Source organism: Kitasatospora sp. NPDC056651 (assembly GCF_042792155.1).
Taxonomy (GTDB): Bacteria; Actinomycetota; Actinomycetes; order Streptomycetales; family Streptomycetaceae; genus Kitasatospora.
Genome location: NZ_JBHTWX010000032.1, coordinates 35128 through 58128 on the forward strand (window position 1 = coordinate 35128; position 23001 = coordinate 58128).

18 protein-coding genes are annotated in these 23001 nt (G+C 72.8%); 3 read left to right on the forward strand and 15 right to left on the reverse strand.

Annotated elements, in window-relative coordinates; genetic code table 11:
• Window positions 1-35: 35 nt before the first annotated feature.
• The 8 genes from ACFRAR_RS15320 to ACFRAR_RS15355 form a co-directional block, all read right to left on the reverse strand.
• On the reverse strand, window positions 36-1262 hold the full coding sequence (locus tag ACFRAR_RS15320) for a TIGR02679 family protein (RefSeq protein WP_380698531.1): 1227 nt from the start codon (window positions 1260-1262) through the stop codon (window positions 36-38).
• Window positions 1259-5356, reverse strand: a complete 4098-nt coding sequence (locus tag ACFRAR_RS15325) for a TIGR02680 family protein (RefSeq protein ID WP_380698532.1) — start codon at window positions 5354-5356, stop codon at window positions 1259-1261. Before ACFRAR_RS15325 ends, ACFRAR_RS15320 begins: the two co-directional genes overlap by 4 nt.
• Window positions 5357-5372: 16 nt before the next feature.
• A complete protein-coding gene (locus ACFRAR_RS15330; protein WP_380698533.1) occupies window positions 5373-6587 on the reverse strand; it encodes a TIGR02678 family protein in 1215 nt (404 codons plus the stop codon).
• Window positions 6588-6606: 19 nt separating this feature from the next.
• Window positions 6607-8121, reverse strand: a complete 1515-nt coding sequence (locus tag ACFRAR_RS15335) for a TIGR02677 family protein (protein WP_380698570.1) — start codon at window positions 8119-8121, stop codon at window positions 6607-6609.
• A 75-nt stretch (window positions 8122-8196) separates the two neighbouring features.
• Window positions 8197-9585 carry an AAA family ATPase gene (locus ACFRAR_RS15340; RefSeq protein WP_380698534.1) on the reverse strand — a complete coding sequence of 463 codons (1389 nt, stop codon included), beginning with the start codon at window positions 9583-9585 and terminating at the stop codon, window positions 8197-8199.
• Window positions 9582-11081, reverse strand: coding sequence for a hypothetical protein (locus tag ACFRAR_RS15345; protein WP_380698535.1), 1500 nt, complete (start codon window positions 11079-11081; stop codon window positions 9582-9584). Before ACFRAR_RS15345 ends, ACFRAR_RS15340 begins: the two co-directional genes overlap by 4 nt.
• A complete protein-coding gene (locus tag ACFRAR_RS15350; protein ID WP_380698536.1) occupies window positions 11078-12196 on the reverse strand; it encodes a hypothetical protein in 1119 nt (372 codons plus the stop codon). Before ACFRAR_RS15350 ends, ACFRAR_RS15345 begins: the two co-directional genes overlap by 4 nt.
• Window positions 12197-12262: 66 nt before the next feature.
• Window positions 12263-13111, reverse strand: coding sequence for a hypothetical protein (locus ACFRAR_RS15355; RefSeq protein WP_380698537.1), 849 nt, complete (start codon window positions 13109-13111; stop codon window positions 12263-12265).
• A gap of 276 nt (window positions 13112-13387) precedes the next feature.
• On the opposite strand from ACFRAR_RS15355, the gene ACFRAR_RS15360 reads away from it, so the two are divergent.
• Window positions 13388-13609: a hypothetical protein gene (locus ACFRAR_RS15360; protein ID WP_380698538.1), complete on the forward strand. Its 222-nt coding sequence runs from the start codon at window positions 13388-13390 to the stop codon at window positions 13607-13609.
• 81 nt (window positions 13610-13690) lie between these two features.
• Here ACFRAR_RS15360 and ACFRAR_RS15365 read toward each other — a convergent pair whose 3' ends face one another.
• The gene (locus tag ACFRAR_RS15365; protein WP_380698539.1) at window positions 13691-15034 is read right to left on the reverse strand and encodes a GH1 family beta-glucosidase; all 1344 of its coding nucleotides are present in this window, start codon (window positions 15032-15034) and stop codon (window positions 13691-13693) included.
• Window positions 15035-15195: 161 nt separating this feature from the next.
• On the opposite strand from ACFRAR_RS15365, the gene ACFRAR_RS15370 reads away from it, so the two are divergent.
• Window positions 15196-16626: an MFS transporter gene (locus ACFRAR_RS15370; protein ID WP_380698540.1), complete on the forward strand. Its 1431-nt coding sequence runs from the start codon at window positions 15196-15198 to the stop codon at window positions 16624-16626.
• 147 nt (window positions 16627-16773) lie between these two features.
• Entirely contained in the window at window positions 16774-17634 is an 861-nt protein-coding gene (locus tag ACFRAR_RS15375; protein WP_380698541.1) for a helix-turn-helix domain-containing protein, read from the forward strand.
• A gap of 65 nt (window positions 17635-17699) precedes the next feature.
• Here the strand turns inward: ACFRAR_RS15375 and ACFRAR_RS15380 are convergent, their stop codons facing one another.
• The 6 genes from ACFRAR_RS15380 to ACFRAR_RS15405 form a co-directional block, all read right to left on the reverse strand.
• Window positions 17700-18650: a 3-oxoacyl-ACP synthase III family protein gene (locus ACFRAR_RS15380; RefSeq protein ID WP_380698542.1), complete on the reverse strand. Its 951-nt coding sequence runs from the start codon at window positions 18648-18650 to the stop codon at window positions 17700-17702.
• Window positions 18651-18806: 156 nt separating this feature from the next.
• Window positions 18807-19787, reverse strand: a complete 981-nt coding sequence (locus tag ACFRAR_RS15385) for an aldo/keto reductase (protein ID WP_380698543.1) — start codon at window positions 19785-19787, stop codon at window positions 18807-18809.
• Window positions 19788-19815: 28 nt separating this feature from the next.
• A complete protein-coding gene (locus ACFRAR_RS15390; protein WP_380698544.1) occupies window positions 19816-20355 on the reverse strand; it encodes a carboxymuconolactone decarboxylase family protein in 540 nt (179 codons plus the stop codon).
• Window positions 20356-20414: 59 nt separating this feature from the next.
• Window positions 20415-21980 carry an FAD-dependent monooxygenase gene (locus ACFRAR_RS15395; protein ID WP_380698545.1) on the reverse strand — a complete coding sequence of 522 codons (1566 nt, stop codon included), beginning with the start codon at window positions 21978-21980 and terminating at the stop codon, window positions 20415-20417.
• Between the two features lie 3 nt (window positions 21981-21983).
• On the reverse strand, window positions 21984-22277 hold the full coding sequence (locus tag ACFRAR_RS15400; RefSeq protein WP_380698546.1) for a putative quinol monooxygenase: 294 nt from the start codon (window positions 22275-22277) through the stop codon (window positions 21984-21986).
• A 53-nt stretch (window positions 22278-22330) separates the two neighbouring features.
• A complete protein-coding gene (locus ACFRAR_RS15405) occupies window positions 22331-22996 on the reverse strand; it encodes a histidine phosphatase family protein (RefSeq protein ID WP_380698547.1) in 666 nt (221 codons plus the stop codon).
• Window positions 22997-23001 lie beyond the last annotated feature (5 nt).

Below are 23001 nucleotides of genomic sequence, written 5' to 3' on the forward strand. Positions count from 1 at the left end.
GCGGCCGTGCTCACATCGTCGAACGGCCTTTCATTTCAACTGCCTTGATATATGGTCAAATCCCCGAGGAGAAGGTCCGCGACCACTTCCTCGACCACTGCGACGCGCAGTTCGGCCATGGAATCGACGAGTCTCCGGTCCCACGGTGCGGGCGTCAGACGCCCCGGGTCGGGGCCCGAGGGAACCCGTGGCACGGCGGCCCGGTAGTCGTCGGCCGCCATCCGCCAGGGGGCGGCGCCGGTCTTGGCCATGACGTGAGCCGCGATCCGGACGCCCTCGCCGTCGAAGTCGCCGTGGTAGCGCAGGGACGCACCGTCGTCGGCGAGTCGGCGCAGCAGGTGGATCACGGCGGTGTTGGGCCAGCCGGAGGTGCAGACCAGCGGCGGGCAGTGGGGGCCGAAGCGGCGCAGGCTCAGGGCGAGCACGCTGGGGTTCTCGGTGATGTGCACGGGTCCGGTGGGACCGGTGAATTCGCCGGGTGAGCGCAGTTGGGCGAGGGTGAGGCTGACGGGGTGGCCCGCTCCGGCGCAGATCCGGGAGATCTCGGCCACCGGGCCCTCTCCCCCGGGGCGGAGACCGACGGCGAGCACGGTGGCCGACAGCTCGTCGTCGGCCACGCCGGCTCGACTCCACAGCGCGCGCCGCCCTTCGGCCGTTTCGGGCATGTCGGTGCCGTACAGCACCGCCAGTGCCCGCAGGACCAGGGAGGAGAGCCGGGTCCCGTCGTCCAGGGCGTGGGAGTCGCCGTCGAGGAGGCGCGCGGCGAGGACCGGTAGTGGCTCACCACCGGCCGGGAGCGCGGCGAGGACGGTCAGCGCCGCGGCGATGAGGCCCCGGGTCCGCTCGGGTGAGCCGTCGACGAGGCCGCCGGCCCGCAGGTGGCCGACCCAGTCCAGCAGGGCCGGCTGGACGGTGACCACCTCGTGGCCGGCCAACCACGCCCACAGGGCCTCGCGTTGGCCGGTCCTGTGGTGGCGCTCGGCGGCCCGGTCGTGGATCGGGCCGAGGATCGCGGTCACCACGTCCCGGACGGGTCGGCCGCAGGCGTCCAGCACGGCACGGTCGAGCCCGGCGAGGGGGATCGTCGGTTCGGCGCCGGGGAGCCGGTCGAGTCCGAGGAGGTCGGCCAGTGCCTCCCGGCCCGCCTCGTCGAGTGGTCCGGACCGTACCCGGCTGACGGGGCGACCGGTCGACAGACGGCCGTGAACGGCCGACCACAGGGGTCGGAGCTCGGGGAGGTCGAGGGGGTGGCGGTCCGTCATGCCGGTTCTTCCGTGTCGGCTTCGTCGGGCAACAGGTCGGTGCCCGTCCAGGTGAAACGGGCACTGGTGACGGCGTCGTCGCCGTCGCCTCCGGTGATCAACTGGTGGACGGCGATGCCGGAGAGCTCCCGGTAGGTGCACCATTCGTGGTCGGAGGTGAGCACCAGGTCGAGGTCGAGTGCCGCGAGGAGGCCGAAGACCTGCCCGCGGTTGACGGTGTCGACGCCGACGAAGACCTCGTCGAGCAGGATCAGCCGCGGAGACTCCGGCACCGCCTCGTAATGGGCGGCCACGGCGGCGAACAGCGGCAGGTGGAGGGCGATGGCCTTCTCGCCGCCCGAGAGCGCGCCGTGGAGCTTCTTGGTGAGCAGCTGCCACCCGGAGCCGTTGGCGCGGTCCAGTTTGACGACGAACTGGTGCCAGGCCGTGTAGTCGAGGACCTCGGCGAGCTGCTCCTCCCAGGTCGCCGCGGTGTTGCGGGTCTTCGCTTCCTCGATCCGGCCCCGGAAGAAGGCGTGGAGGGCCTCACGGTCGGCTTCGGTGATCCGCGCCGGGTCCTTGAGCAGCAGCTCACGGGCCGTCCGGGTACCGGCGGGCAGGTCGGGGTGGATCTGCCACACCAGACGGACGGCCACCCGCGAGGCAGTGCGGATCCCTTCGAGGTGGCCGTTCATCCGCTCGACGAGTTCACCGGCCTGACGGATCCGGGAGGCGAGGTGGCGGCGCGTGTCGCCGGTGAGGGTCCGGTCGAAGAGGCCGCGTTCGGCCGCGGTGATGTCGTCCTGGCCGCGGTCGCGCTCACCGGTGAGGATGGCGAGGAGGCCGGTCGCGCCGACCCGGATGCCGTCGACGGTGGCGGTGAGGACCTGGACGTCCTCCTCCGCTTCGAGTTCGAGGTCGGCGCGGCTGCTGAGGCTCTGGCGGGCTCGGTGGACGGCCTCGGAGAGACGGTTCAGGGAGTCACCGAGGTTCCTGGCGCCGTGCGGCAGGTTGGGCCACGCGGCAGCGGTCTCGCGCGCCGCTTCGAGGGTGGCGCGGGTGCCGTCCACGGAGGTGAGGACGAGCCCGAGGCCCGCGTCCTCGGGGAATCCGAGGACGCACAGGCGCCGGAAGCCATGGGCGGCCTCGTTCCGGGCCTCGACGGCCCTGTCGCGCAGGGCCTCGTCCTGGGCCGCGGTGGCGCCGAGCGCGCCGATGCGGCCTTCGAGCGTGAGAAGTGCCTGGGTCCCGGATTCGAGGTCGCGGCGAACGCGGTCGAGGGACTTCCGGAAGTCACTGATGCGGGCGGCCACTTCGCGGTAGTCCGCACCGACGGTGCTCTCGACCGCCCGGAGCGTGGAGCGGAGCCCACGGGCGGCGGCCTCGGCGGTCTCGGCCTCCGCCAGGCCCTCGGTCGCAGCCCCCCTCGATGCCTCGGCATGGCCGCGCGCGGAGTGCCAGGCCTGGTGGGCGGCTGTCCAGGCGAGATGGGCGTCGAGCCAGACGTCGGCCTGTTCGCGCAGCGCTTCGACGGCCGCGGCGGTCTTGTCCAGGGCGGCGCGTTCGGTCGGCAGGGCATGCTCGGCAGAGGCGACGGCGAGTGCGCGCAGCGCGTCCGCGACCGCCTTCTCCTGCCGCGCGAGCTGTTCGACGGCCTCCCGCACGGCGTCCTCCCGAGCGCCCACCTCGGACTCGGCCCGGTCCCAGACGCCCTTGGCCTCCTCCACCTCCCGGTGGTGCGGCCGGGAGCGGAGGTCGGCTTCGAGGCGCGTCCGGCGGTCGGCGAGGGCGTGCAGCCGCGTCTCGTAGCCGACGACGGCGGTGTCGGCCTCGGCCAGTTCGGTGGTGAGTTCCGCGATCCGCCGCTGCCGGGCGCGTTCCCGGGCCGCGGCGCCGATGTGGCTGGACTCCTCCTTGGCCCAGGAGCCGACCGCCATCGCCAGCCGCCAGCTTCCGTCGGCGCCCACGACGGCCGGGTGGTCCGTCGTCAGTGCGGGGCCGTGGGCGATACCGGCGAGCAGCCGCCGCACCCGGGCGGGCGACACCGGGCCGTCGGGTTCCGGAGCCAGGACGTCGAGCAGCGAGGGGCCCGGTGCGGGCGCGGCCGCTGCCGGATCGGCCAGGACGTCGTGCCCTGCGACGACGAGACCGCCGTCGGGGGTCATCCAGGCGTCGAGCAGGCCGGCCGCTTCGAGGGCCGCTTCGATGCCGGCCTGGTCGGCGGGCGGAACATCCGGCCGGAAGGCCAGCAGACGCCACAGTGGCGCCCCCGGCAGGACCGACCGGTCGGCCGTGCGAGTCCGTGGTGGCACCGGCGGGAGATCGGCCGCGGCCGCGATGCGTTCCAGTTCCCGGAGGACCCGGTCACGCCCGGCGCGGGCGTCGTCCCGGCCGGCGCGGGCGGTCGTCTCGTCGGCGGTGATGGAGCTCTCCGCCGCCCGGGCCGCGGCTTCGACCAACACGAGGACATCGGTCTCGACGGCGGCACGGGACGCGAGTTCCTCGGCGTCGTCGATCGGGAGTTCCGCGCAGTCCTCCCTCGCCCAACGGCGCAACAGGACGGCGTGGGCGTCGACGGCGGCCTGGTGGGCGCGGGCGTTCCCCTCGCGCTTCGCGGTCGCCCCGGTCAGTCGTTCGCGCGCCGAATCGAGGTGCCGCTCCGCCGTCGTCCGGCCCGCGAGGGACCGCTCGTGGCGCTCGACGGCGGCTCGGACGTCGGCGATCTGGTAGTGCCGCGAGACGACCGCACCGCGCAGCAGACGGCGCGCCGTACGCCCCTGCCCCTCGTTCTCCCCCGACGGACCCGGTGCGGTGCCGAGCACCGTCTGCACCTCGGCGCAGACGGACTCCATGGCTGCTCGCCGCGCCGCGCCACGTGCCTCCTCGCGAGCGGCCCGGGTGTGCTCGGCCCGCTGGTCGGAACGCAGCCGCGCGTCGTCGGCGCGCCCCGCGTCCTCGTCGGCCGCCCGAACCTTCCGGTCGGCGGCGGTACGGGCCCGGGCGGCGGTCTGGTCGGCCTGCTCGCTCCTACGACGGAGCTGGTCGAGCTCCTGCCCCTGCCGGTAGACCTCGGAGTCGAGCAGCCCCTCGATGGCGCCCTCGATCTCCTGCCGCCCGTGTTCGAGTTCCTGTTGCGTCCGGTTGCTCTCGTCGCGCTCACGCACGGCTCCCGCGTGCGCCTCCCCGCTTTCCCTCGCGACGCGGGCGAGGTTGTCCATCTCGGTCGTCGCGGAGATGAGACCGGCCGCTCCGGCACGCAGGACGCGCTGGGCGTAGCCGCGTTGCTGGTTCGCGACGGCGGTGGCCGCGGCTACCTCGTCGTCCAGTGCCTTCAGGTGCTCGCGCTGGCGGTCGAGGCGCTCGAAGCCCTCGGCCAGTTCGGTGATCTCGCCCTGGCCGAGCGGGGGCAGCGCCCGCGAGAGCAGCGAGGACAGCAGCGACGGATCCAGGCGCTCCGAGAGCTTGGGGGTGCGGAGCTGGAGCAGCGCGGTGATCAGGGCGTCGAAGCGCTGCTCGCTCAGCCCCGGGAAGAGCGTGCCGCGGACCGTGCTGCGGTAGTCGGTGGGTGACCCGTGCAACTCGCCCTGGCCGTGCAGGGCATCGGCCAGGGCGGCGCGGGTGAGCGGCTGGCCCGCGTCGTTGACCAGGGAGAGACCTCCGGGGCGGTCGATCCGCGCGCCGGTGGTGAAGTAGTCGACGGTGACACCGGTGGTGTGCGTGCTGGCCTGGAGCCTGGCGCCGCAGGTGAACCACCCGGGATCGCCGTCACCGCCTTCGTCGTCACGGACGAACTCCAGCCACACGTACCCGACGCGGGTCTTGCCCGTGGCGCCCTCCCCCATCAGGTTCCAGTGCATGGTGCGCTCGGAGCCGCCGAAGGTGGACAGCCGGTTGGGTCGAAGGCTCGCGTCGAACAGGAACGGCAGGAGCACCTCCAGTGCCTTCGACTTGCCGGTGCCGTTCTGCCCCCGCAGGAGCAGCCGCCCCTTGTGGAAGGTGAAGGTCTCGTCGTAGTAGCGCCAGACATTGAGGATGCCGGCCCTGGAGGGCCGCCATCGCGCGGCTGCGGCCGTCGTCGGGGACGCGGGGCGCTGCGGTGGCTGTGTCACGGTCATCGGAGGTCTTCCCTGGTCAGGTTGCGGGACCGTCGGTCACGGTGGTCCGGTACCGGAACGCCGCGGGCCGGGAAACGGTGCGGTCGCCGATCCGGCGGGCCAGGCCGAAGTCGTCGAGGACACGAAGGGCATCGGCCGTGAGCCGCTGGGCGCCGTCCTCGGACTGGTAGCCCTTCGCCCACCGCGGGAAGCGCCGCAGCAGCGTGTTCGCCTCGGCCTCGAGCTGTTCCGGTGTCAGCCCGTCCGGGGCGGCCGTCAGCGGTTCCAGCAGGAGCAGGGCGGCGACGCGGGCCGTCGCGGAGTCGTCCGGGAAGCGGCTGTCGGTGGCGATGGCCTCCGGGTCCACGAACAGCAGGCCGTCAGCCCGTTCCTCCAGCACGAAGCCGCCCTGCTCGGCGGCGCGCCTGACGATCTGGCGCCCCGTCGGCGAGGCCAGGTAGGCCAGTTCGTCGGCGCCGAGTTCGTCGTGGTGCAGGACGGGATCGTCGAGGAGGCGCCGGAGCACCGAGTGCCGCAGCCGGAGGTTGCGCTGCGCGTCGGAGGCGTCGGCCCCGCCGTACCGGCTCTCGCGCACCGTGCCCCGCAGGAGTTCTTCGAAGCGCAGCGGCACGTCCTGCGCCGCAACGGCCAGCCGGGACGGGCCGACGGGCGCGGCGAGCAGGCGCATCAGGACGGTGGCGTCCACTCGGTAGAGGACCTTGGCCTGCGCCGAGTCGACGAAGCTCTCCGTGACGCCGTCCACGGTGAGGAGCGCGCCGTAGGCCTCCAACAGCTTGAGCACGTCCACGAACGCCATGCGCTCGGACTTGCCCGCCGTGTCGAAGGGCGGCAGTGCCTCGTCGGTGGCACAGGCGTGGACGACCCGGTCGGCGAGCAGGCCGACCGTCGTGACCGGGACCGGAAGCAGCTCGGCCGCGACGACGCACAGCAGCGTGTAGCGGCGGCGGTCGAACGGGGCCTTGCCGGACCGCAGCCGACGGGCGGGGCGCGAGGCGTCGGGCACCTCCCGGATCTTGAGCAGGCGCGCGTACCCCAGACGCGGCTCCACCACCAGCTGCCAGCCGCAGTTGTAGTCGAACCACTTCGTCAGCGGGTCCTGGCGGCGGCGGATCAGCTCGAAGGCGGGCGGGTCACCGCGCTCGGTGATCAGCGGTAGGCCGAGGAGCAGTCTGATGCCTCGGGCTATGTCCTGCCGCTCGGCCAGGACCAGCTGGTTGGCGAGGGTGCTCATGTGCCGCTCCTGGTGGTGTTCATGCGCTGTCCTCCCGGATGGCCGCCCGCGGTGCGCTCGGGCTCCGGATCTCCACCAGGTAGTCGGGCCCTTCGAACCGGCCGTGGGAGGTCCGCAGGACGGCCCGTCCGCCCTCGGGAGACGGCCGGAGCACGATCTCCACGCGGCCGTCCGAGGTGACCGCCCGACGTGCCCCGCCGGCGTCCGGTCGTACGGCCAGCGCCCGGCCGAGGAGGTCGAGCAGCCGCTCGAAGACGGTGTGGTCCAGCACGCGGAGGTCGGAGAGCCGCACCGGGCCGTCGGTTCCCAGGACGTCCCAGGCCGCTTCGAGTTCGGCCCGCTCCTTCCGGGCCCGCTCGGCCCGGGCCGCCTTGATGCCTCCGACGTCGCGCACCTTCCCGGTGCGGGTGAACCGCTCGGTGCGGCCGCTGGTGCGCAGCAGCGCCGAGACCTCCACCGGCGGGGTCTCGGCCCAGCTGCCCGACGACGGCACCGACTCCGGATCGGGGTGCGCGAGATGGGCGTGCCGGGCCGGGCCGAGGCCGAAGGCGGCCGACCACAGGCGGTGCAGGTCGTCCTCGCCGGGCGCGGCGGCGAACCAGCGGGCCAGCTCCCGGAAGTCCTGGACGGCACTGGTGGAGCGGCGCCGTGACTCGGTGATCCGGTCGAGGACCTGGAGGAGCGTCACGATCGCCCGCCGCGCCACGTCGTGCAGCTGCTCCACGCGGGGCCGCGCCCCGTCGGCCGGCCGGAACCAGGACCGGAGCCCCTCCCAGCGCGCCCGGCGCCGCTCCAGCCAGGCCGGCGCGGGATCGCCGTCGGCGACCGGCGGCAGCTCGGCACCCCGCAGCGCCCGCGCGTGCAGCAGGCTCACTCCGCGCCGCTCGACGCGCTCGACGGCGGTGGCGACCGCCTGGCCCCGCTGGTCGAGGTTGACGAGGAACTCCTGGAGATAGGCCACCGTCGCGGCCTTCACCTCGCGGAAGGTCGCCAGGTCCGCGCCCTCGGCGCGCAGCAGGCGCTGCAACTCGCCGTTGAACGCCTTGGTGTTGGCCAGAAGCGCCTCCAGGTGCCCCTCCAGCTCCTGCAGCGTGGTGAAGACCCGGCGGTCCGAGGACGTGGAGTCGCCCAGCAGGACGTACAGCTCGTCGAGCCGGTCCGTGATCGCCTCCAGCACCGCCGTCTGGAGCGCCCCCGTCGAGGCGAGCACCGACAGGGCGTGCTCGACCCCGGCGAACGCGGCCTCACCACGCCGGGTCAGCGAGTACTGGAGGTTGCGGCGCTCGTACTCCTCGGCGGTGCGGTAGTTCTCCGCGTGGTTCTGGACGACGTCCAGCAGCTGCCACTCCCTGAGCTTGCGCAGCGCCTCCTGGAGGTCGTCGTCATGGATCGCGTCGAGCCAGCCCACCGTCCGCAGCCGGGTGCGGACCTCGTCCAGCCCGAGCGCGGTCTCCAACCGCTCGTTGGCCGCTCCGAAGGCCTGGAGGATCGCACCGTAGAGTTCGGCCCTCTCCCCCGTCGTGAACCGGAACATCTCCGGCGGTACCCTGCGCAACGGCTCTCCCCTCCTCCCCGTCGGGCGTCACAGTACGTGGACGCACGCTGCTTCTCAACGCGGCCCGGACCGGTGCTCAGCGCGTTCCAGGTGCGTCATGACCACCTGGTGGGCGCGCCAGCCGTCCGGGAACTTGGGTGGGACGTCCAGGTGGATCGGGCTGCTTCGGGGGTGCCGGTCGAGGAGGTCGGTGATGCCGGCGCGGGCCACCACGATGCAGGCGAACCGGTGCCGGGAGAGCAGGACGCACAGTCGGCCGGTCTCCATGTGGAAGGCGGAGGCGTCGGGGCGGCCGGAGAGCGGGTGCCAGACCAGGGTCACGTCGAACTCCCGGCCCTGGAGCCGGTTGGCGGTGTCCACGGTGATCTCGGTGAGGCCCCGTTCCGCCAGCCTTGCCCGCACCGCGTCCACCTGGACGGTCCGCGCCGCGCCGATCGCGATCCGGGCCTGCGCCAGCGGTTCGCCGTTGACCAGCGCGCCCCGTTCGAGCAGCCGGGACGCGGTCGAGGCGAGCGCCTCGGCCATCTGGGGGTCGTGGTCGAGGGTGTGACGTCCCGGGAGTTCGAGGTAGCCCCAGCCGGAGTCGGCGGCCCGGGCCAGCACCGGGTCCTGCGCCACCGGCCGATGGGGCAGGCTCCCGTAGGTCAGCACGCGGTCGCTCGCCGTGGTGCCGGACTCGAAGGGGTAGTACGGGTAGAAGGCCTCCGCCACCAGGGGCGCGGCCATCTCGGGCAGCCGCCAGGAGATCGGCAGTTGGTGGCGGAGCAGGTCGGGTTCGTGGGCGAGCGTGACGTCGACGGCGTTGCGCAGCGGATCCCAGCTGAGGCCCTGCCACCGGTCGGTGTCCACGGTCGCGAACGGGTCGAGCTGGCCGGGGTCCCCCACGAACAGCACCTGGGAGTCGGGCGCGTCGAACAGCGGCGCCGCCGCGAGCAGGGCGTCCGAACGCATCTGGTAGGCCTCGTCGATGATCGCCCACCGCCAGGTGCCGGACTTCTCCGCGTCCACGTGCCGCCACTTGGCGGCCGTCGAGACCACGACCGGCAGGTGACGCAGGGCGTCGATCCCGGTGTCGCCGGAGACGTTGGAGTGCCGGGTCACGCGCTCCGGCAGGGCGAAGCCTGTCTTGTGCAGGCGGCCCACCGGCAGTTCCGGGTGCTCCCTCGCGATGTTGTCCACCAGGTCGTCGACCTGCTCGTTGGTCTGCGCGACGATCATCACCTGGTGGCCGGCGCCGGTGAGGTGCCCGGCGGCGCGCTTCACCAGGGTGGACTTGCCGGCGCCGGGCGGGGAGTCCACCACCACGCCCCGCCCGGTGGGCCGGTCGAGGTCGGCCAGGATCCCGGCCACCGCGCGGTCGGCCCGGACCCCCGGGCCCACCGCCTCGTCGGCGGGGGTGCGCGCGGCCGGGATCGCCGCCGCCACCGTCGTGGTGTCGTTCACGCCCACTCCTCCTCGGCGTCCTCGTCGGTCGGTTCGTAGGGCACCGGCGGGCCTCCGTGGGTCCACGGGGTGTTCTCCTCGGCGGGCAGTTTCGCCGGCCGCGAGTCGACGCCGAGCGTCGTGTAGGTCACCGTCTCGCCGGTCTCGGCGAGGGCGCCTTCCGGTGCGGGCGGCCTGCGCTTGTTCGCGAAGCCGCCGGAGAGTTCGAGGGTCACCAGGTGGACCCCCTCGTGCGGGGTGAGGTCGATGATCTGGGCCGGCTGCTTCAGACGGCCGGGCGACTTCACCTTGGTTCCGACGGTGAGCCGTACCGGGCGCTCGCTGCGCACCGTGATCGTCGGACGCCAGACCGGGGTCCTCTTGCCGGGCTCGAACCGGTCCTCGTCCCGGGCGACGACGGTGCCGCTGAACGCTTCTCCGCTCAGCTCGTACTCCGCCATCACCAGCGGGTCGTCGTAGGCCCGCTGGGTCTGGTAGCGGGACGTGTCGTCCTCCAGCAAACCCAGCCGCCGGGCCGCGCCCACCGCGCGGTCGCGCTTGCCCTGCGGGTGGCCGTGCTCCTCCAGGTAGGCCGCGTAGTCGGAGAACCGCCGACGGTCGCTGGTCCACCGTTCCTCGACGTGTCCCCCTTCGGGCAGGGCGCGCGCCAGGCCGACACCCCGCCAGACCAGGTCCCAGGTGGGCCGCAACTGCTCGCACAGGGCGCGGTCGATGCGCTCGCCGAACCGCTCCCGCACCCGTCCCTCGGCTTCCGCGTGGCGGGTGAGGAGGTCGTCGAGGAGCGCGTCGAACCCGGCGTCCGTGGCAGGTCCGGCAGGCGGCCAGAGCAGCGGGTTCTCGGTCTCCCGGGCGGCTTCCGCCCCCGTACGGCCGTCGGGCGGATCGATCCAGGCGACGACGGACGCCAGGTGGGAGTCCTCGGCGGAACTCTGGCCGGTCGCCCAGTGCGCGGTGAGCACCCGGCTGACGGCGAGCATGGCACTCGACCCCGGGAACTCCGCCCGGCCCTCGAACCACGTCAGCCACTTGCCGAGCTTCGGCACGTCGGGATGGACGGCGTGCGGTCCGTCGGTGCTGCGCAGCCGGGTGAGCCGGCCGAGCCGGCGGAGGTAGGCGATGCCTTCACCGTTGGGGACGAGCAGTTGCGGTGCGCGGCAGGCCTGTTGGCGCTCCTCCGCCTTCTCGCCCTTGCCGACGGTGTAGGTCTCGGCCTCCGCCAGGCACTCCTCGAAGTAGGGAAGCAGCAGGGCCGCCAGCTCCTCCGCGAACCGGAACCGCTGGACCCGGTCCCTGGGCCGGCGGACGGTCAGCAGGGTCGGGTGGCCCGGGTCAGTACCCGCCAGTGCGGCCAGCGGTGCGCAGGCCTCTCCGGCGAGGGTCAGCGGCACCAGGACGAACGGGCGGTCGTCCAGGTGGTGGTGGCGGACCGTGGCCAGGGGCTGGGCCCTGCCGGTCTGGGTCGCGCGGAGCGTCGCGACCGTGGCAAGCATGCTCATGCGGTCTCCTCGGTGCGCAGCCGGAAGAGCCGGTCGGCGGCGATGAGCAGTTCGACGGTCTCGGCGTTCTCCTCGCCGGGCGGCAGACCGCTGTCGAGGTAGGCGAGGGCCGTGCCGGTGGAGTCGATTCCCGCCAGGGCGTTCCGTACGGTGCTGCCCAGCCGGGCGGGGTATCCGTGGGCGTCCGCCTCGTCGCGGCAGTGGTGGGCCATCTCGCAGAAGGAGAGGCAGTCGGGGACGTAGGAGGCGGGCAGCTGCTCCACCGACTCGTGGAGCACGGCCGGGTCCCGGTCGATGTCGAGGGTCGCCGTCGCCGGCAGGCCGCGCGCCAGGTCCTCGGCGCGCCGCAGCCGGTTCAACTGGAAGTCGAGGGCGGCGAGTTCCTGGCGCAGGTCGATCCGGCTGAGGCACGGCCGGCTGGAGAAGTCCTTGGGGCAGACCAGCAGGAAGGTGTCGGCGATCTGCTCCGGATCCAGCCCCGCGGCCGCGAACGCGTGCCGCAGCGCCAGCACGTGCACGGAGGCCTGCTTCGCGGTCTGGGCGACGGCGCTCGGATCGGCCTGACCGTCGATCACGGGGAACGACCTGATCGCCACGACGTGGAACCTGCCGTCGATCCGGTGGGTCAGGGCATCGGGTTCCAGGTAGGCGAGTCGGCCGGCCACCTCCACGGTGAGCACCGGGCTCTGCAGGATCAGCCGCTCCTCGTCACCGGCGGCGATCCGCTCGATGACACCGCGGGTCTCCCGTTCCCGGACTTCGAGCGAGGTGATCCCCCCGACCTCGCCGAGGTCCTGGAGCTTGGCCTCGTCGACCGGTACGCCGAGGTCCTCCCGCAGCAGCCGGATCAGTTCGGCGTACGAGCCCCAGCGCACGGTGGCCTTGAACGCTTCCTCCCGTGCGATGGCGAACGGCGACTGGCCGAAGCGCGGTTCATGGCCCAGCCGCCGGGCCAGAGCGGTCTTGTCGACCCCTGAGGCGTCCAGGACGGACCGCCGGGCACAGGCCGGATTCGCCGTGAGCGCGGTGATCTTACGGGCGGTGTACGCCAACGGCGGCCGCGCGCCGCGGAGTTGAGCCAACCGGTCGGGCGGCTCGGATGAGTGGGAAGGCATGGCCTCTCTTCGTTCCGGGGTGGCGCCGATCTCCTGAGGTTCCGATGCGAATGCGGGACCCCGCGACTACAGGACCCCTCCCCCGCTGCGGAGGGCGTCATGGAGTTCCCTCGCACCGAAGAGCTGCTGTACGTCGCTGAGTTGTTCGCGTGCGCGGCGAGCGGCGTCGATCCGCTCCCGGTTCCCCTCGCCCTGGTGGACCTCCGCCTCGGCTCGCGCGGCGGAGAGCACCCGCTCCGGGTCGGGCCGCGGGGCCTCGCCGTGGGCGCCCGGAATCGTGAGCGCGAAGCGGCGCAGCAGCCGCCATGCCGCCTCGGACGGCGGATTGCCCGCGTTGTCGAGGCGCTGGATCTGCTCGGCCGTCCCGATCGCGTGCCGAAGGAAGTCGGCCCGCGGGCTGAGCGGAGTGATCAGGCGCTGCTCCAGCGACCAGACCGAGACCGCGAGCAGGCCACGGGCCGCGGTGAGGCGGTCGTGGTTGATCGCGGCGCAGATGTAGTAGGGGCGGGAGTAGCCCTGCGCGGTGAAGGAACGCTCCTCGTCACGCCGCAGGGAGGCAAGCTTGGTGGCGACCAGCGACTCGGAGAAGAAGGCCTCGTACACCGAGGAGATGAGCTTCGGCGAGGCGGGCGCGCCGAGGATCGTCAGCGACTGGTAGACCTGCTCGCGCACCGGGACGGCTCCACGACCGGGCAGGCTGGGCGGCCGTTGCTCGCCCCGCACCGGCGGCGTCACGGCAGGCGGCCCCTGGAGGGGCTCCTCCGCGTCCAGTGCGGCTTCCCACTCCGCTTCGACCTCACGCAGTTCCTTGCGGATCCGCGCGCCGGCGGTCGAATCGCCGGCACGTCGCGACTCCCTCAGTCGGGCGCGCAGAGCCGTGAGGCGCTGTTCGAGTTCCTCCACTGATGCGGCCATGCTCCCAGACTAGTGCATGGTCCATCATTTTCCAAGAACAACCAAGGTCACCCAAGGAACTCACCCAAGCTTTTCCAAAGCTGTGCGCTATCATCGTCGCCAGGCACCGGTCGCTCCATGGCGGCGAGGCGTGGTGCCACCGCCGCCAGAAGGAGAAGCATGGTCAAAGGCACGCAGGGACGGGGTACCGGTGGCCCCGCGTCCACCGCATCGGCGAACCCGCCGGGCGGCGGCGCGCCCGGGCGCCCGTCCCGTTGGCTGGCGCCGACGGCGGCCATGACCGCCACGACCGCGGGCCCGACGGTGGCGGGCCTCCAGGGCAACACGACCATCGCCGTCATCTCCGCCGCGCCGGGCCTGGCAGTCGGCCTGCTGTTCTTCTTCGGGGTGGTCTGCCCGGCCGTATGGTCGAGGAAGCCCCAGCGCAGGCGAGCGGCTCTCAACGCGATGAACGCACTCATCGGCCGCAGCCCGCTGACCACACCCGAGCCGCCGTAGGCCGTGGGGTCAAGGGCGAACGAGCGCCCCGACCCCACGGACCCGCCGGCCCGGACCGCCTCTTCCCGCCCTGGCGACCGACTACCTTCGGCGCCGCGCCCGGTGGGCGGCGATCAGGTCGCGGTACCAGCCGTAGGAGGCCTTCGGGGTGCGCCGCTGCGTCGCGAAGTCGACGTGGACGAGGCCGAAGCGCTGGCTGAACAGGCCCTCCGCCCATTCGAAGTTGTCCAGCAGCGACCAGGTGTAGTAGCCGCGGATGTCGATGCCCTCGGCGGCGGCGCGGGCGAGGGCGTCGAGGTGGGTGGCCATGAAGTCGATGCGGGGCTGGTCGGGGTCGGTGGACTCCTCGACGGAGCAGCCGTTCTCGGTGATGGTGACGGGCGGGAGGGCCTTGCCGTACAACTCGCGGAGGTTGAGCAGGAGTCGGGTGAGGGCGTCGGGGACGACGGGCCAGCCGAAGGCGGTGTGGGGGACGCCGGGGATGTCGACGAGGTCGAAGGGGAGGCCGGGTTCGGTGGGGGCGGCGACGCGGGTGGGGTTGTAGAAGTTGAGGCCGAGGCCGTCGAGGCCGGGGGTGTGGATGAGGTCGAGGTCGCCGTCGCGCACGGCGCCGTGGATGTCGTCGGGGACGCCGAGGGCGGAGAGGTCGGGGTAGCGGCCGAGGAGGACGGGGTCGGTGAACAGGCGGTTGTGGAGGGTGTCGTAGGCCGCGGCCGCGGCGAGGTCGGCGGGATCGGGCGAGGCCGGTTCGACCGGGGTCAGGTTGTTGGAGAGCATCGCCTCCAGGCCGCGGTCGTGGAGCACCGACGCGGCCAGGCCGTGGCCGAGGAGCTGGTGGTGGGCGGCGGGGAGGGCTTCGAACATCAGGGTGCGGCCGGGGGCGTGGGTGCCCAGGGCGTAGCCGAAGACGGTGTGGACGAAGGGCTCGTTGAGGGTGATCCAGGCGGGGACGCGGTCGCCGAGGCGGTCGGCGACGATCCCCGCGTACTCGGCGAAGCGGTACGCGGTGTCACGGTTCAGCCAGCCGCCGTGGTCCTCCAGGCCCTGCGGGAGGTCCCAGTGGAAGAGGGTGGGCAGCGGGGCGATGCCCGCCTCCAGCAGCGCGTCCACCAGCCGGTCGTAGAAGGCGAGTCCGGCGGGGTTCACGGTTCCCGCACCCGTGGGCAGGACGCGGGACCAGGCGATGGAGAAGCGGTAGCCGTCCAGCCCGAGGCCCTGCATCAGCTCGATGTCCTCGGGGTACCGGTGGTAGTGGTCGCAGGCCACCGCGCCGGTGTGCCCGTCCCGTACGGCGCCGGGGCGGGCGGCGAAGGTGTCCCAGACGGAGGGGCCGCGGCCGTCCTCGCCGACCGCTCCCTCGATCTGGTAGGCGGCGGTGGCGGCACCCCAGCGGAAGTCCGCCGGCAGGTCGAAGCGGTCGGGCATGACGGCCTCCTGACGCGAGACGTGAGGAGAACTCATGGTAGTGACACGACGCCGGAACGCCAGAGCGGTGCGCCGAGCCTGTCACTGCCAGTGGTAGGCAGGCCGGGGGTAGGCACAGCCGGGTTCTGGCTGATCGACAGCGGTCGCACCAGGCTGGGACCATGACAACCGATACGGCCGTCGTCCCGGCCCCGACCGCTTCCGTCCGCATGACCGGCCGCCAGCTCACCGTCCTGGTGGTCCTGCTCGCCTCCCAGTTCATGATGGCGGCGGACTTCTCGATCCTGAACGTGACGCTGCCCCGGGTCGGTGTGGACCTGGGGTTCACGGCCGGCAACCTGCAGTGGATCACCACGATGTTCGCGCTCTGCGCGGCCGGCTGCACCCTGGTCTTCGGGCGGGTCGGCGACTACCTGGGCCGGCGGCGGATCTTCATCGCCGGCATGGTGGTGCTGACGGTCGCCTCGCTGATCGGCGGCATCGCCACCTCCCCGGCGCTGCTGCTGGTGGCCCGGACCCTCCAGGGCCTGGCCACCGCGGCGATCACCCCGGCCGCGATGGCGCTGCTCACCACCGCCTTCACCGAGCCCGCGATGCGCACCAAGGCGCTCGGGCTCAACGGCGTGATGATGAGCTCGGGCTTCACCGTCGGCTCGATCCTCGGCGGCGTCCTCACCGAACTGCTCTCCTGGCGCTGGGCGTTCTTCATCAACATCCCGGTCGCCGTGGCCGCCGTCATCGTGGTGCCGATCGTGGTCCAGGAGAGCCGCGCCGAGAGCCGTGACCGGATCGACCTGCCGGGCGCCCTGCTGATCACCGCCGGTCTGTTCTCCGGCATCTACGGCATCACCCGGGCCGCCGAGGACGGCCTGGACGCCCTGGCCATCGGCACCCTGGTGGCCGGCGCCGCCCTGCTCGCCGTGTTCTGGGTCGTGGAGGGCCGCACCGAGGGCGCCCTGGTGCCGGTGCGCATCCTGCGTCTGCCGGACATCGCCCTGAGCAACCTCGGCGCGCTGTTCATCTTCGGCGGCGAGACCGCGATGATCTTCTTCACCGGCCTGTACGTGCAGAACGTGCTGGACTACTCCTCGCTCATCGCCGGCCTGGTCCTGCTCGGTGTCGGCGCCGGCCAGATCCTCGGCGGCACCATCGGCCCGAAGATCGTCGCCAAGGTCTCGCCGCGCGTCCTGCTGGGCACCGCGCTCGCGGGTCAGGGCCTGTTCATGCTGCCCATGGTGTGGATGACGAACGACCCGGTCTGGCTGGTCCCCGTGGTCGTCGCGCAGTTCGTCAACGGCGTCTTCTCGATGCTGGCGATGCTCTCCTTCATGGTGATCGCCACCTCGGCCGTCGACTCCTCGATGCAGGGCATGGCCACCGGCATGGCCACCCAGGCGCAGCAGGTCGGCATCGCCGCCGGCATCCCGCTGCTGAGCGCGGTGTTCGCCGCGAGCATCGGCGACGGGGGCGGTGCGGCCGACGAGCTGTCGGGCCTCCACCTCGCGATGTCCGTCGACACCGGGCTGCTCATCGTGGCCGGTCTGCTGCTGTGGGCGGCACTGGGCCGTCGCTCCTCGTCGACCGCCCTCTGATGCGGCCGTCCGTTGCGGCCCTTCGATGCGACCCTCTGATGCGGCCGTCCGATGTGGCCCGATGACCATCTGCTGCCGCCCGGTGGCCATCTGGTCTGGCTCGACGGCCGTCTGACCCCCGTTCGGCCCCCGTGTGACACTAGGAGCGTGGAAATACCAGTGAACACCGACCTGGGTAGCTACCTCAAGCGGATGCGCGAGCGGGTCCAGCCGGAGGAGATCGGGCTCGCGGTACGCGGTGCGCGCCGGGTGCCCGGCCTGCGGCGCGAGGAGGTGGCGGCGCTCGCCGGGGTGAGCCCCACGTACTACACGCGGCTGGAGCAGTCGCAGACCGCGCACGCCTCGCCCGCCATCCTGGTCGCGATCGCGCGCGCCCTGGACCTCAGCCCGGACGAGGAGGAGTACCTGCTGAAGGTGGGCACTCCGGTCACCGAGCGGGAGACGCCGGCCCGGCGGGTCGACCAGATCAGCCCGTACACCCGGATGCTGGTCGACTCCCTCGGGAACGCGGCCGTGGCGGTGCTCAACTACCGCTGCGACATCCTCGGCTGGAACTCGCTCTACCACCGGCTGTTCGCGCCGCACCTGGAGTACGACGCACCGCAGAACGCGGCGGTGCGGCCGAACGTCATCCGGCTGAACTTCCTGGACGACAACGTCCGCGGGCTGTACGTGGACTGGCCGCTGGAGGCCCGGTCGAACGTCTCGTACCTCCGGTTCATCGCCGCGAACCACCGGCACGACCCGCAGCTGGCCGAGCTGATCGGTGAACTGAGCATCGGGAGCGAGGAGTTCGCGCAACTCTGGGTCAGCCACCGGGTGGCGAACTGCACGGTCGGGACGAAGACCTTCGACCACCCGAGCGTCGGGGAGTTCGAGCTGATGTACCAGTCCGCCGACCTGGGCGACGGGAACATCCTGAAGTTCTACCACGCCGAGCCGAACAGCCCGCACGACGCGGCGCTGCGCCTGCTCGCGGTGGACCTGAACCCGGCCCACCGGTTCTGACGGGACACGTGGAAGCCGCCCGGCAGCGAGGAGTTCGCTGCCGGGCGGCTTCGTCGCGGTGCGGCTCAGACGACCTGGAGGGCGGTGACGCCCCAGGTGAACCCGGAGCCGGCGGTGGCGAGCAGGACGAGGTCTCCCGGGGCCAGGCGGCCGGCCCGCTCCAGGTCCTCCAGGGCGAGCAGCGGGTCGACGCCGCCGAGGTGGCCCTCGACCTCGTAGTTGAAGACGCTGCGCTCGTACGGCAGGCCGAGGGTGTCCAGGAGCTTGGCCTGGGTGTTCCGGTTGCCGTGGGTGACCAGGAGGTAGGCCACGTCCTCCAGGCTCCGGCCGACCACGGTGAGCACCTGCGCGGTGAGCGCGGTGAAGTTGGCGATGAACGCCTCGCCGAGGCCCTCGCCGCCCTCCCGGCGGAAGACCTTGACCTGGTCCTCCCGGATCTCGCCGTAGTAGAGGTCGACGAAGTCCGGGTCGGTGCGGTTGGCCGAGCCCAGCACCTCGTAGCGCGGGTTCTCGGCGGACACCAGGACGGCCGCGGCGCCGTCGGCGAAGTTGAAGAGCTCGACCAGGCCGCCCGGGCGGTCGACCAGCTCGCTGAGCCGGTCGGCGACGACGACCAGCGCGTAGCGGCAGGCGCCGCTCCTGACCTGGTCGTCGGCGATCCGGATCGCGGTGGGGGCGGCGTTGCAGAAGTTGGACACCTCGTAGCAGTGCGCGTGGCGGATGCCGAGCTCCTGGGCGATCTTCGCGGCCGGCGACCAGAACGGCGTTCCCCACTCGCTGGATCCCGCGTAGATGACCAGGCCGATGTCGTCGGGGGACACGCCGTTGCGGGCGAGGACCTTGGCGCCGGCGTCCCGGCCGAGGCTCCACGAGCTCTCCCCCGGGCCGAGTGCCGAGAGCCGGCCCGCGGGAAGGATCTCGTCGACCTTGTCCGGGTCGCAGCCGGACTCGTGGGCGAGCTGCGCGGCGGTGACCTTGCCGCTGCCGGTGGTGATGGCGAAGTCTGTGATGCCCATGGTGGTCTCCGATTCGGTGTCGTGCCGTGCTGTGCTGGGCGGCGGGTGCGGGCGGAGCGGTGCCCCGGGGCTCGGCCCCGTGCGGACAGAGCGGTGCCCCGGGGCTCGGCCCCGTGGGGGTAGGGCCGAGCCCCGGGGTCCGGGAGGGGGTGCTGGTCAGACGTACTCGACGACCGCGTGCGGAACGTAGGGGGCTTCCAGGCGGGCGAGTTCGGACTCGTCGAGTTCCATGTCGAGCGCGGCCACCGCGTCCGGCAGGTGGTGCCGCGCGGTGGCACCGATGACCGGGGCGGTGACGGCGGGCTGGTGGAGCAGCCAGGCCAGGGCGATCCGGGCCCGCGGGACACCGCGTTCGGCGGCGATCTCCGCGACCGCCCGGGCGACCCGCCGGTCGGCCGCCTCGGTCGGCCCGTAGAACCGCTCCTGGATCGGGTCGCCGGCGGTCCGGGCGGACTGTTCGTCCCAGTCACGGGTCAGCCGGCCGCGGGCCAGCGGGGACCACGGGGTGACGCCGACCCCCTCCGCGAGGCAGTACGGGATCATCTCCCGCTCCTCCTCGCGGTTGATCAGGTTGTAGTGGTTCTGCATGCTGACGAACCGCGTCCAACCGTGCAGGTCGGCGGTGTACTGGGCCTTGACGAACTGCCAGGTGTGCATGGACGACGCGCCGAGGTAGCGGACCTTGCCGGCGGTGACGGCGTCGTGCAGGGCCGCCATGGTCTCCTCGACGGGTGTCTCGTAGTCCCAGCGGTGCACGATGTACAGGTCGATGTAGTCGGTGCCGAGCCGGCGCAGGCTCGCGTCCAGTTCGCGCATGACGGCGCCGCGGGACAGGCCCCCGGACAGCGGCCCCGGCCCCATCGCCTCGTACACCTTGGTGGCGATGACGACGTCCTCGCGCCGGGTCAGCTTCTTCAGGGCCCGGCCCAGGTACTCCTCGCTGGTGCCCAGCGAGTAGATGTTGGCCGTGTCGAAGAAGTTGACGCCGAGGTCGAGGGCCTGGGCGATGAACGGCAGGCTCTCCTCCTCCGGCAACGACCAGGGGTGGGTGCCCCGGCCGGGCTCGCCGTAGCTCATGCACCCGAGCGCCAGCCGGGACACCTTGAGGCCGGACGAGCCCAGCCGTGCGTACTTCACGTCGTTTCCCCTCGGTTGTGGCGGCCGGTCACTTGACCTCGGTCAGCCGGCCCCAGGAGGCGATGCCCTCGTCGATCGGGATGTCCAGGCTGGCCAGGAACATCGCGGTCATCGCGCTGTGGCCGGCCAGGTGGGTCACCTCGGCGATCTCGTTCTGCGAGTAGTGCTCGCGCAGGCCCCAGAACGCGTCGTGGCCGGCCTTGTGGAGCAGGATGCAGTCGTCGACGTAGCGGACCAGGGCGGCGCGGGACGCCGGCATCTCGTCGAAGCGGCCCTCCTCGATGGCCTCGATCTCGGCGTCGGTGAGTCCGGCCTTGACGGCCAGCGGGTAGTGCAGCACCCGCTCGAACTCGCTGTCGCGCAGCTTCGCGACCCGCAGCACGATGACCTCGCGGTCGAGCAGGCTGAGCAGGCCGACGGTGAACGAACCGCCCAGGGCGAGGTGCGGACCGGCGGAGCCCTTGGTGAGCAGCAGGGCCCGGGTCAGGTTGGACTGGAACTTCTCGTACACCTCGTGCTGCTCGGGCGTCATGTCGGCGACCTCGGTCAGGGTCACGCGCTCGGTCATCTCGGTTCTCTTCTCTGTGGGTTGCCGTGAGGCTGTGGACGGTGGTTCGGATGGGGGCGTCAGGCGGTGACGAGGACCCTGGACGGGCTCGGCAGGTGGCACTGGTCCAGCGCCCGGTCGACGGCGCGGACGGCGGCCCCGGGCTCACGGTCGTCGAGGTCGACGACGGTGTCCAGGTGGCCGTCCGGGCGGACCACGAGCGCGCAGGGCGTCGGGCCCAGCTTGGCCAGGAGCGGGCCGGGGGGCCGGCCGCCGAGGTCGGTGACCTCGGCGCGGTCGACGGCCTCGCCGAGCCGCTCGACCAGGTGGACCCACCGCTCGTACTGGTACTCCAGGCCGGGCCAGAGCAGCACGGTGTAGCGGTCGACGGCGAGGACCGGCGCGGCGGCGGAGGCGCGCCAGCCGAGCGGCAGCCGTTCACCCGGGACGAGGCCGCGGCGCCTGGGCCGCGGCCCGTAGTGGGTGTCGACCTGGGCGAGCCTGGGCGCCAGCACGCGTTCCAGGAGCTGGGTGGCGGAGCCGAAGCGGTAGGCGATGTCCCGGCCGATGACCTGGTGCGGCTTGCTGTACAGGCCGATCCGGGCCAGCCGGGTGGAGAGCCCGGCCACGGTCTCGACCGCGGGCCGGCGCTCGCGGTCGTAACTGGCCAGCAGGCCGGGCCGGTAGTCGCCGCGCAGCACGCCGGCGAGCTTCCAGCCGAGGTTGACGGCGTCCTGGATGCCGGTGTTGACGCCCTGCGCGCCGGAGGGGCTCATGGCGTGGGCGGCGTCGCCGACCAGGAACACCCGGCCGCGCCGGTAGGTGCTCGCCGACCTGACGTGGGCGGTGAACACCCCGCTGAACTTCATCTCCCCGAGCCGCCGCTCGCCGGGGACGCGCTCGGACAGCAGCCGTTCGAAGAACGCCCGGTCCGGCTCGCCCTGGTAGCCGTCCGGCACGCTGGCGCCCACCCGGAAGACGCCGCCGCCCAGCGGGGCGAGCACCATGTTGCCGGTGCGGGTCAGGTAGTAGGCCGCCTCGCTGCTGGTGGTCTCGCCGACCAGCTCCGCGTCGGTGATCGCCAGCCGGGTGCGCATCGTGCGGCCGGCGAACTCGAAGCCGAAGGCGGGGCGGACGGTGCTGTTGTAGCCGTCGGCACCGACCACGTAGTCGTAGGAGCGGGTGGTCGACGCGCCGTCCGGTGCGCGCAGGACGCAGTGGACGGCGTCCTCGGACTGGGTGCCCTCGACGAAGGCGTGGTCGTAGCGGATCGTGCCGCCGAGCGACTCCAGGTGCTCCTCCAGCACGGCCTCGGTGCGCCACTGCGGGATGGTGATGGCGAAGGGGTAGCCGACGCCGCGCAGCCGGTCGAAGCGGACCAGGCCGATCATCTTCTTGTTGGAGTAGTAGTTCATCTGGTCGAAGTAGTGGCCCGCGGCCACCAGCTTCTCCCCCACGCCCACCCGGTCGAGCAGCTCCAGGATCCGGGGCCAGAGGATGGTGGCGCGCGAATGCGGGCTCTCCCGGCGGGCGTTGGAGATCACCTCGACCTGGACGCCGTGGCGCAGCAGCTCACAGGCGAGCACCATGCCGACCGGCCCGGCGCCCACCACGAGCACCCGCGGCTGTCCGTGCTCCTCGGCCACGGCTCAGCCGCCGATCTCGGCCAGTCGGTGCACCCGGGCCGGGGCGCGGAAGGCGCCGTCGACCTCGGCGAGGAACGCCGCGGTGTACTCCTCCTTCATGTGCAGGTCGATGGCGTCCTGGTCGGCCCAGTCCTCGACCAGGACGACGGTGTGCTCCTCGGCCTGCGAGCGGAAGGCGTCGAAGCGCAGCGCGCCCTCCTCGCGGCGGGTGTGCTCGGCCAGCTCCTGGAACGCGGCCAGGGTCGCCTCCAGCCGCTCGGGGACGACGTCAAAGGTGACGACGATCTGGATGGTCATGCCGGGGTCCTCTCGGTTCGGGTCATCGGGGGGCGTCGGAGATCATCGGGGGGTCATCGGAGGGCTGTCGAGCGGGCCGTCGCGGAGCTCGTCCGGGACGGCGCGACGGGGCCGTCCTCGCACTCGTGCGGGGCGACGTCCCACCGCCACCGCTCGATCCGCAGCCCGCCGTCCGGGGCGGGCTCGGCGTCCAGCTCGACCGCGCGGCAGTTGCCGACCATCCCGCCCCGAGGGCCCCCGGGAAGCTCACCGCGCAGCAGGTTCAGCACGCCTCCGTGGGTGACCACCAGGACGGGTCCGTGGTGGCCGGCCGCCATCAGAGCGCGCAGCGCGGCGACGAAGCGGCCGCGGGCCCGGGCTCCGGTCTCGCCGCCGGGCGGCCCGTAGCCGGGGTCGGTGAGCAGCCGGCGCATGTCCTCCGGGTGCTCGGCGGCGTAGCGGGTGCGGTCCAGGCCGTCGATCGTGCCCAGGTGCCGTTCGCGCAGCCCGTCGAGGGTGGCCAGCGGCAGGCCGAGCCGTTCGGCGGCGGGCCGGGCGGTGTCCACGGCCCGCGTCAGCGGGGAGGCGTGGACGGCGGCCCAGCGGCCGGGGGTCAGGCGTTCGGCCGTCTCCCGGGCCTGGCGCCGGCCTTCGGCGTTGAGCGGGGTGTCGGCCTGGGCCTGGAAGCGGTCGCGGGTGTTGAGGTCGGTCTCGGCGTGGCGGAGCAGGACGAGGCGCACGGCGG

What these genes read in the sequence shown, in the direction of transcription:
- ACFRAR_RS15380 (WP_380698542.1), bottom strand. Translation starts at nt 18,650, where the DNA reads ATGGGCATCACAGACTTCGCCATCACCACCGGCAGCGGCAAGGTCACC.
- ACFRAR_RS15330 (WP_380698533.1), bottom strand. Translation starts at nt 6,587, where the DNA reads ATGAGCACCCTCGCCAACCAGCTGGTCCTGGCCGAGCGGCAGGACATA.
- ACFRAR_RS15400 (WP_380698546.1), bottom strand. Translation starts at nt 22,277, where the DNA reads ATGACCATCCAGATCGTCGTCACCTTTGACGTCGTCCCCGAGCGGCTG.
- ACFRAR_RS15335 (WP_380698570.1), bottom strand. Translation starts at nt 8,121, where the DNA reads ATGTTCCGGTTCACGACGGGGGAGAGGGCCGAACTCTACGGTGCGATC.
- ACFRAR_RS15320 (WP_380698531.1), bottom strand. Translation starts at nt 1,262, where the DNA reads ATGACGGACCGCCACCCCCTCGACCTCCCCGAGCTCCGACCCCTGTGG.
- ACFRAR_RS15360 (WP_380698538.1), top strand. Translation starts at nt 13,388, where the DNA reads ATGACCGCCACGACCGCGGGCCCGACGGTGGCGGGCCTCCAGGGCAAC.
- ACFRAR_RS15355 (WP_380698537.1), bottom strand. Translation starts at nt 13,111, where the DNA reads ATGGCCGCATCAGTGGAGGAACTCGAACAGCGCCTCACGGCTCTGCGC.
- ACFRAR_RS15365 (WP_380698539.1), bottom strand. Translation starts at nt 15,034, where the DNA reads ATGCCCGACCGCTTCGACCTGCCGGCGGACTTCCGCTGGGGTGCCGCC.
- ACFRAR_RS15390 (WP_380698544.1), bottom strand. Translation starts at nt 20,355, where the DNA reads ATGACCGAGCGCGTGACCCTGACCGAGGTCGCCGACATGACGCCCGAG.
- ACFRAR_RS15350 (WP_380698536.1), bottom strand. Translation starts at nt 12,196, where the DNA reads ATGCCTTCCCACTCATCCGAGCCGCCCGACCGGTTGGCTCAACTCCGC.
- ACFRAR_RS15345 (WP_380698535.1), bottom strand. Translation starts at nt 11,081, where the DNA reads ATGAGCATGCTTGCCACGGTCGCGACGCTCCGCGCGACCCAGACCGGC.
- ACFRAR_RS15325 (WP_380698532.1), bottom strand. Translation starts at nt 5,356, where the DNA reads ATGACCGTGACACAGCCACCGCAGCGCCCCGCGTCCCCGACGACGGCC.
- ACFRAR_RS15370 (WP_380698540.1), top strand. Translation starts at nt 15,196, where the DNA reads ATGACAACCGATACGGCCGTCGTCCCGGCCCCGACCGCTTCCGTCCGC.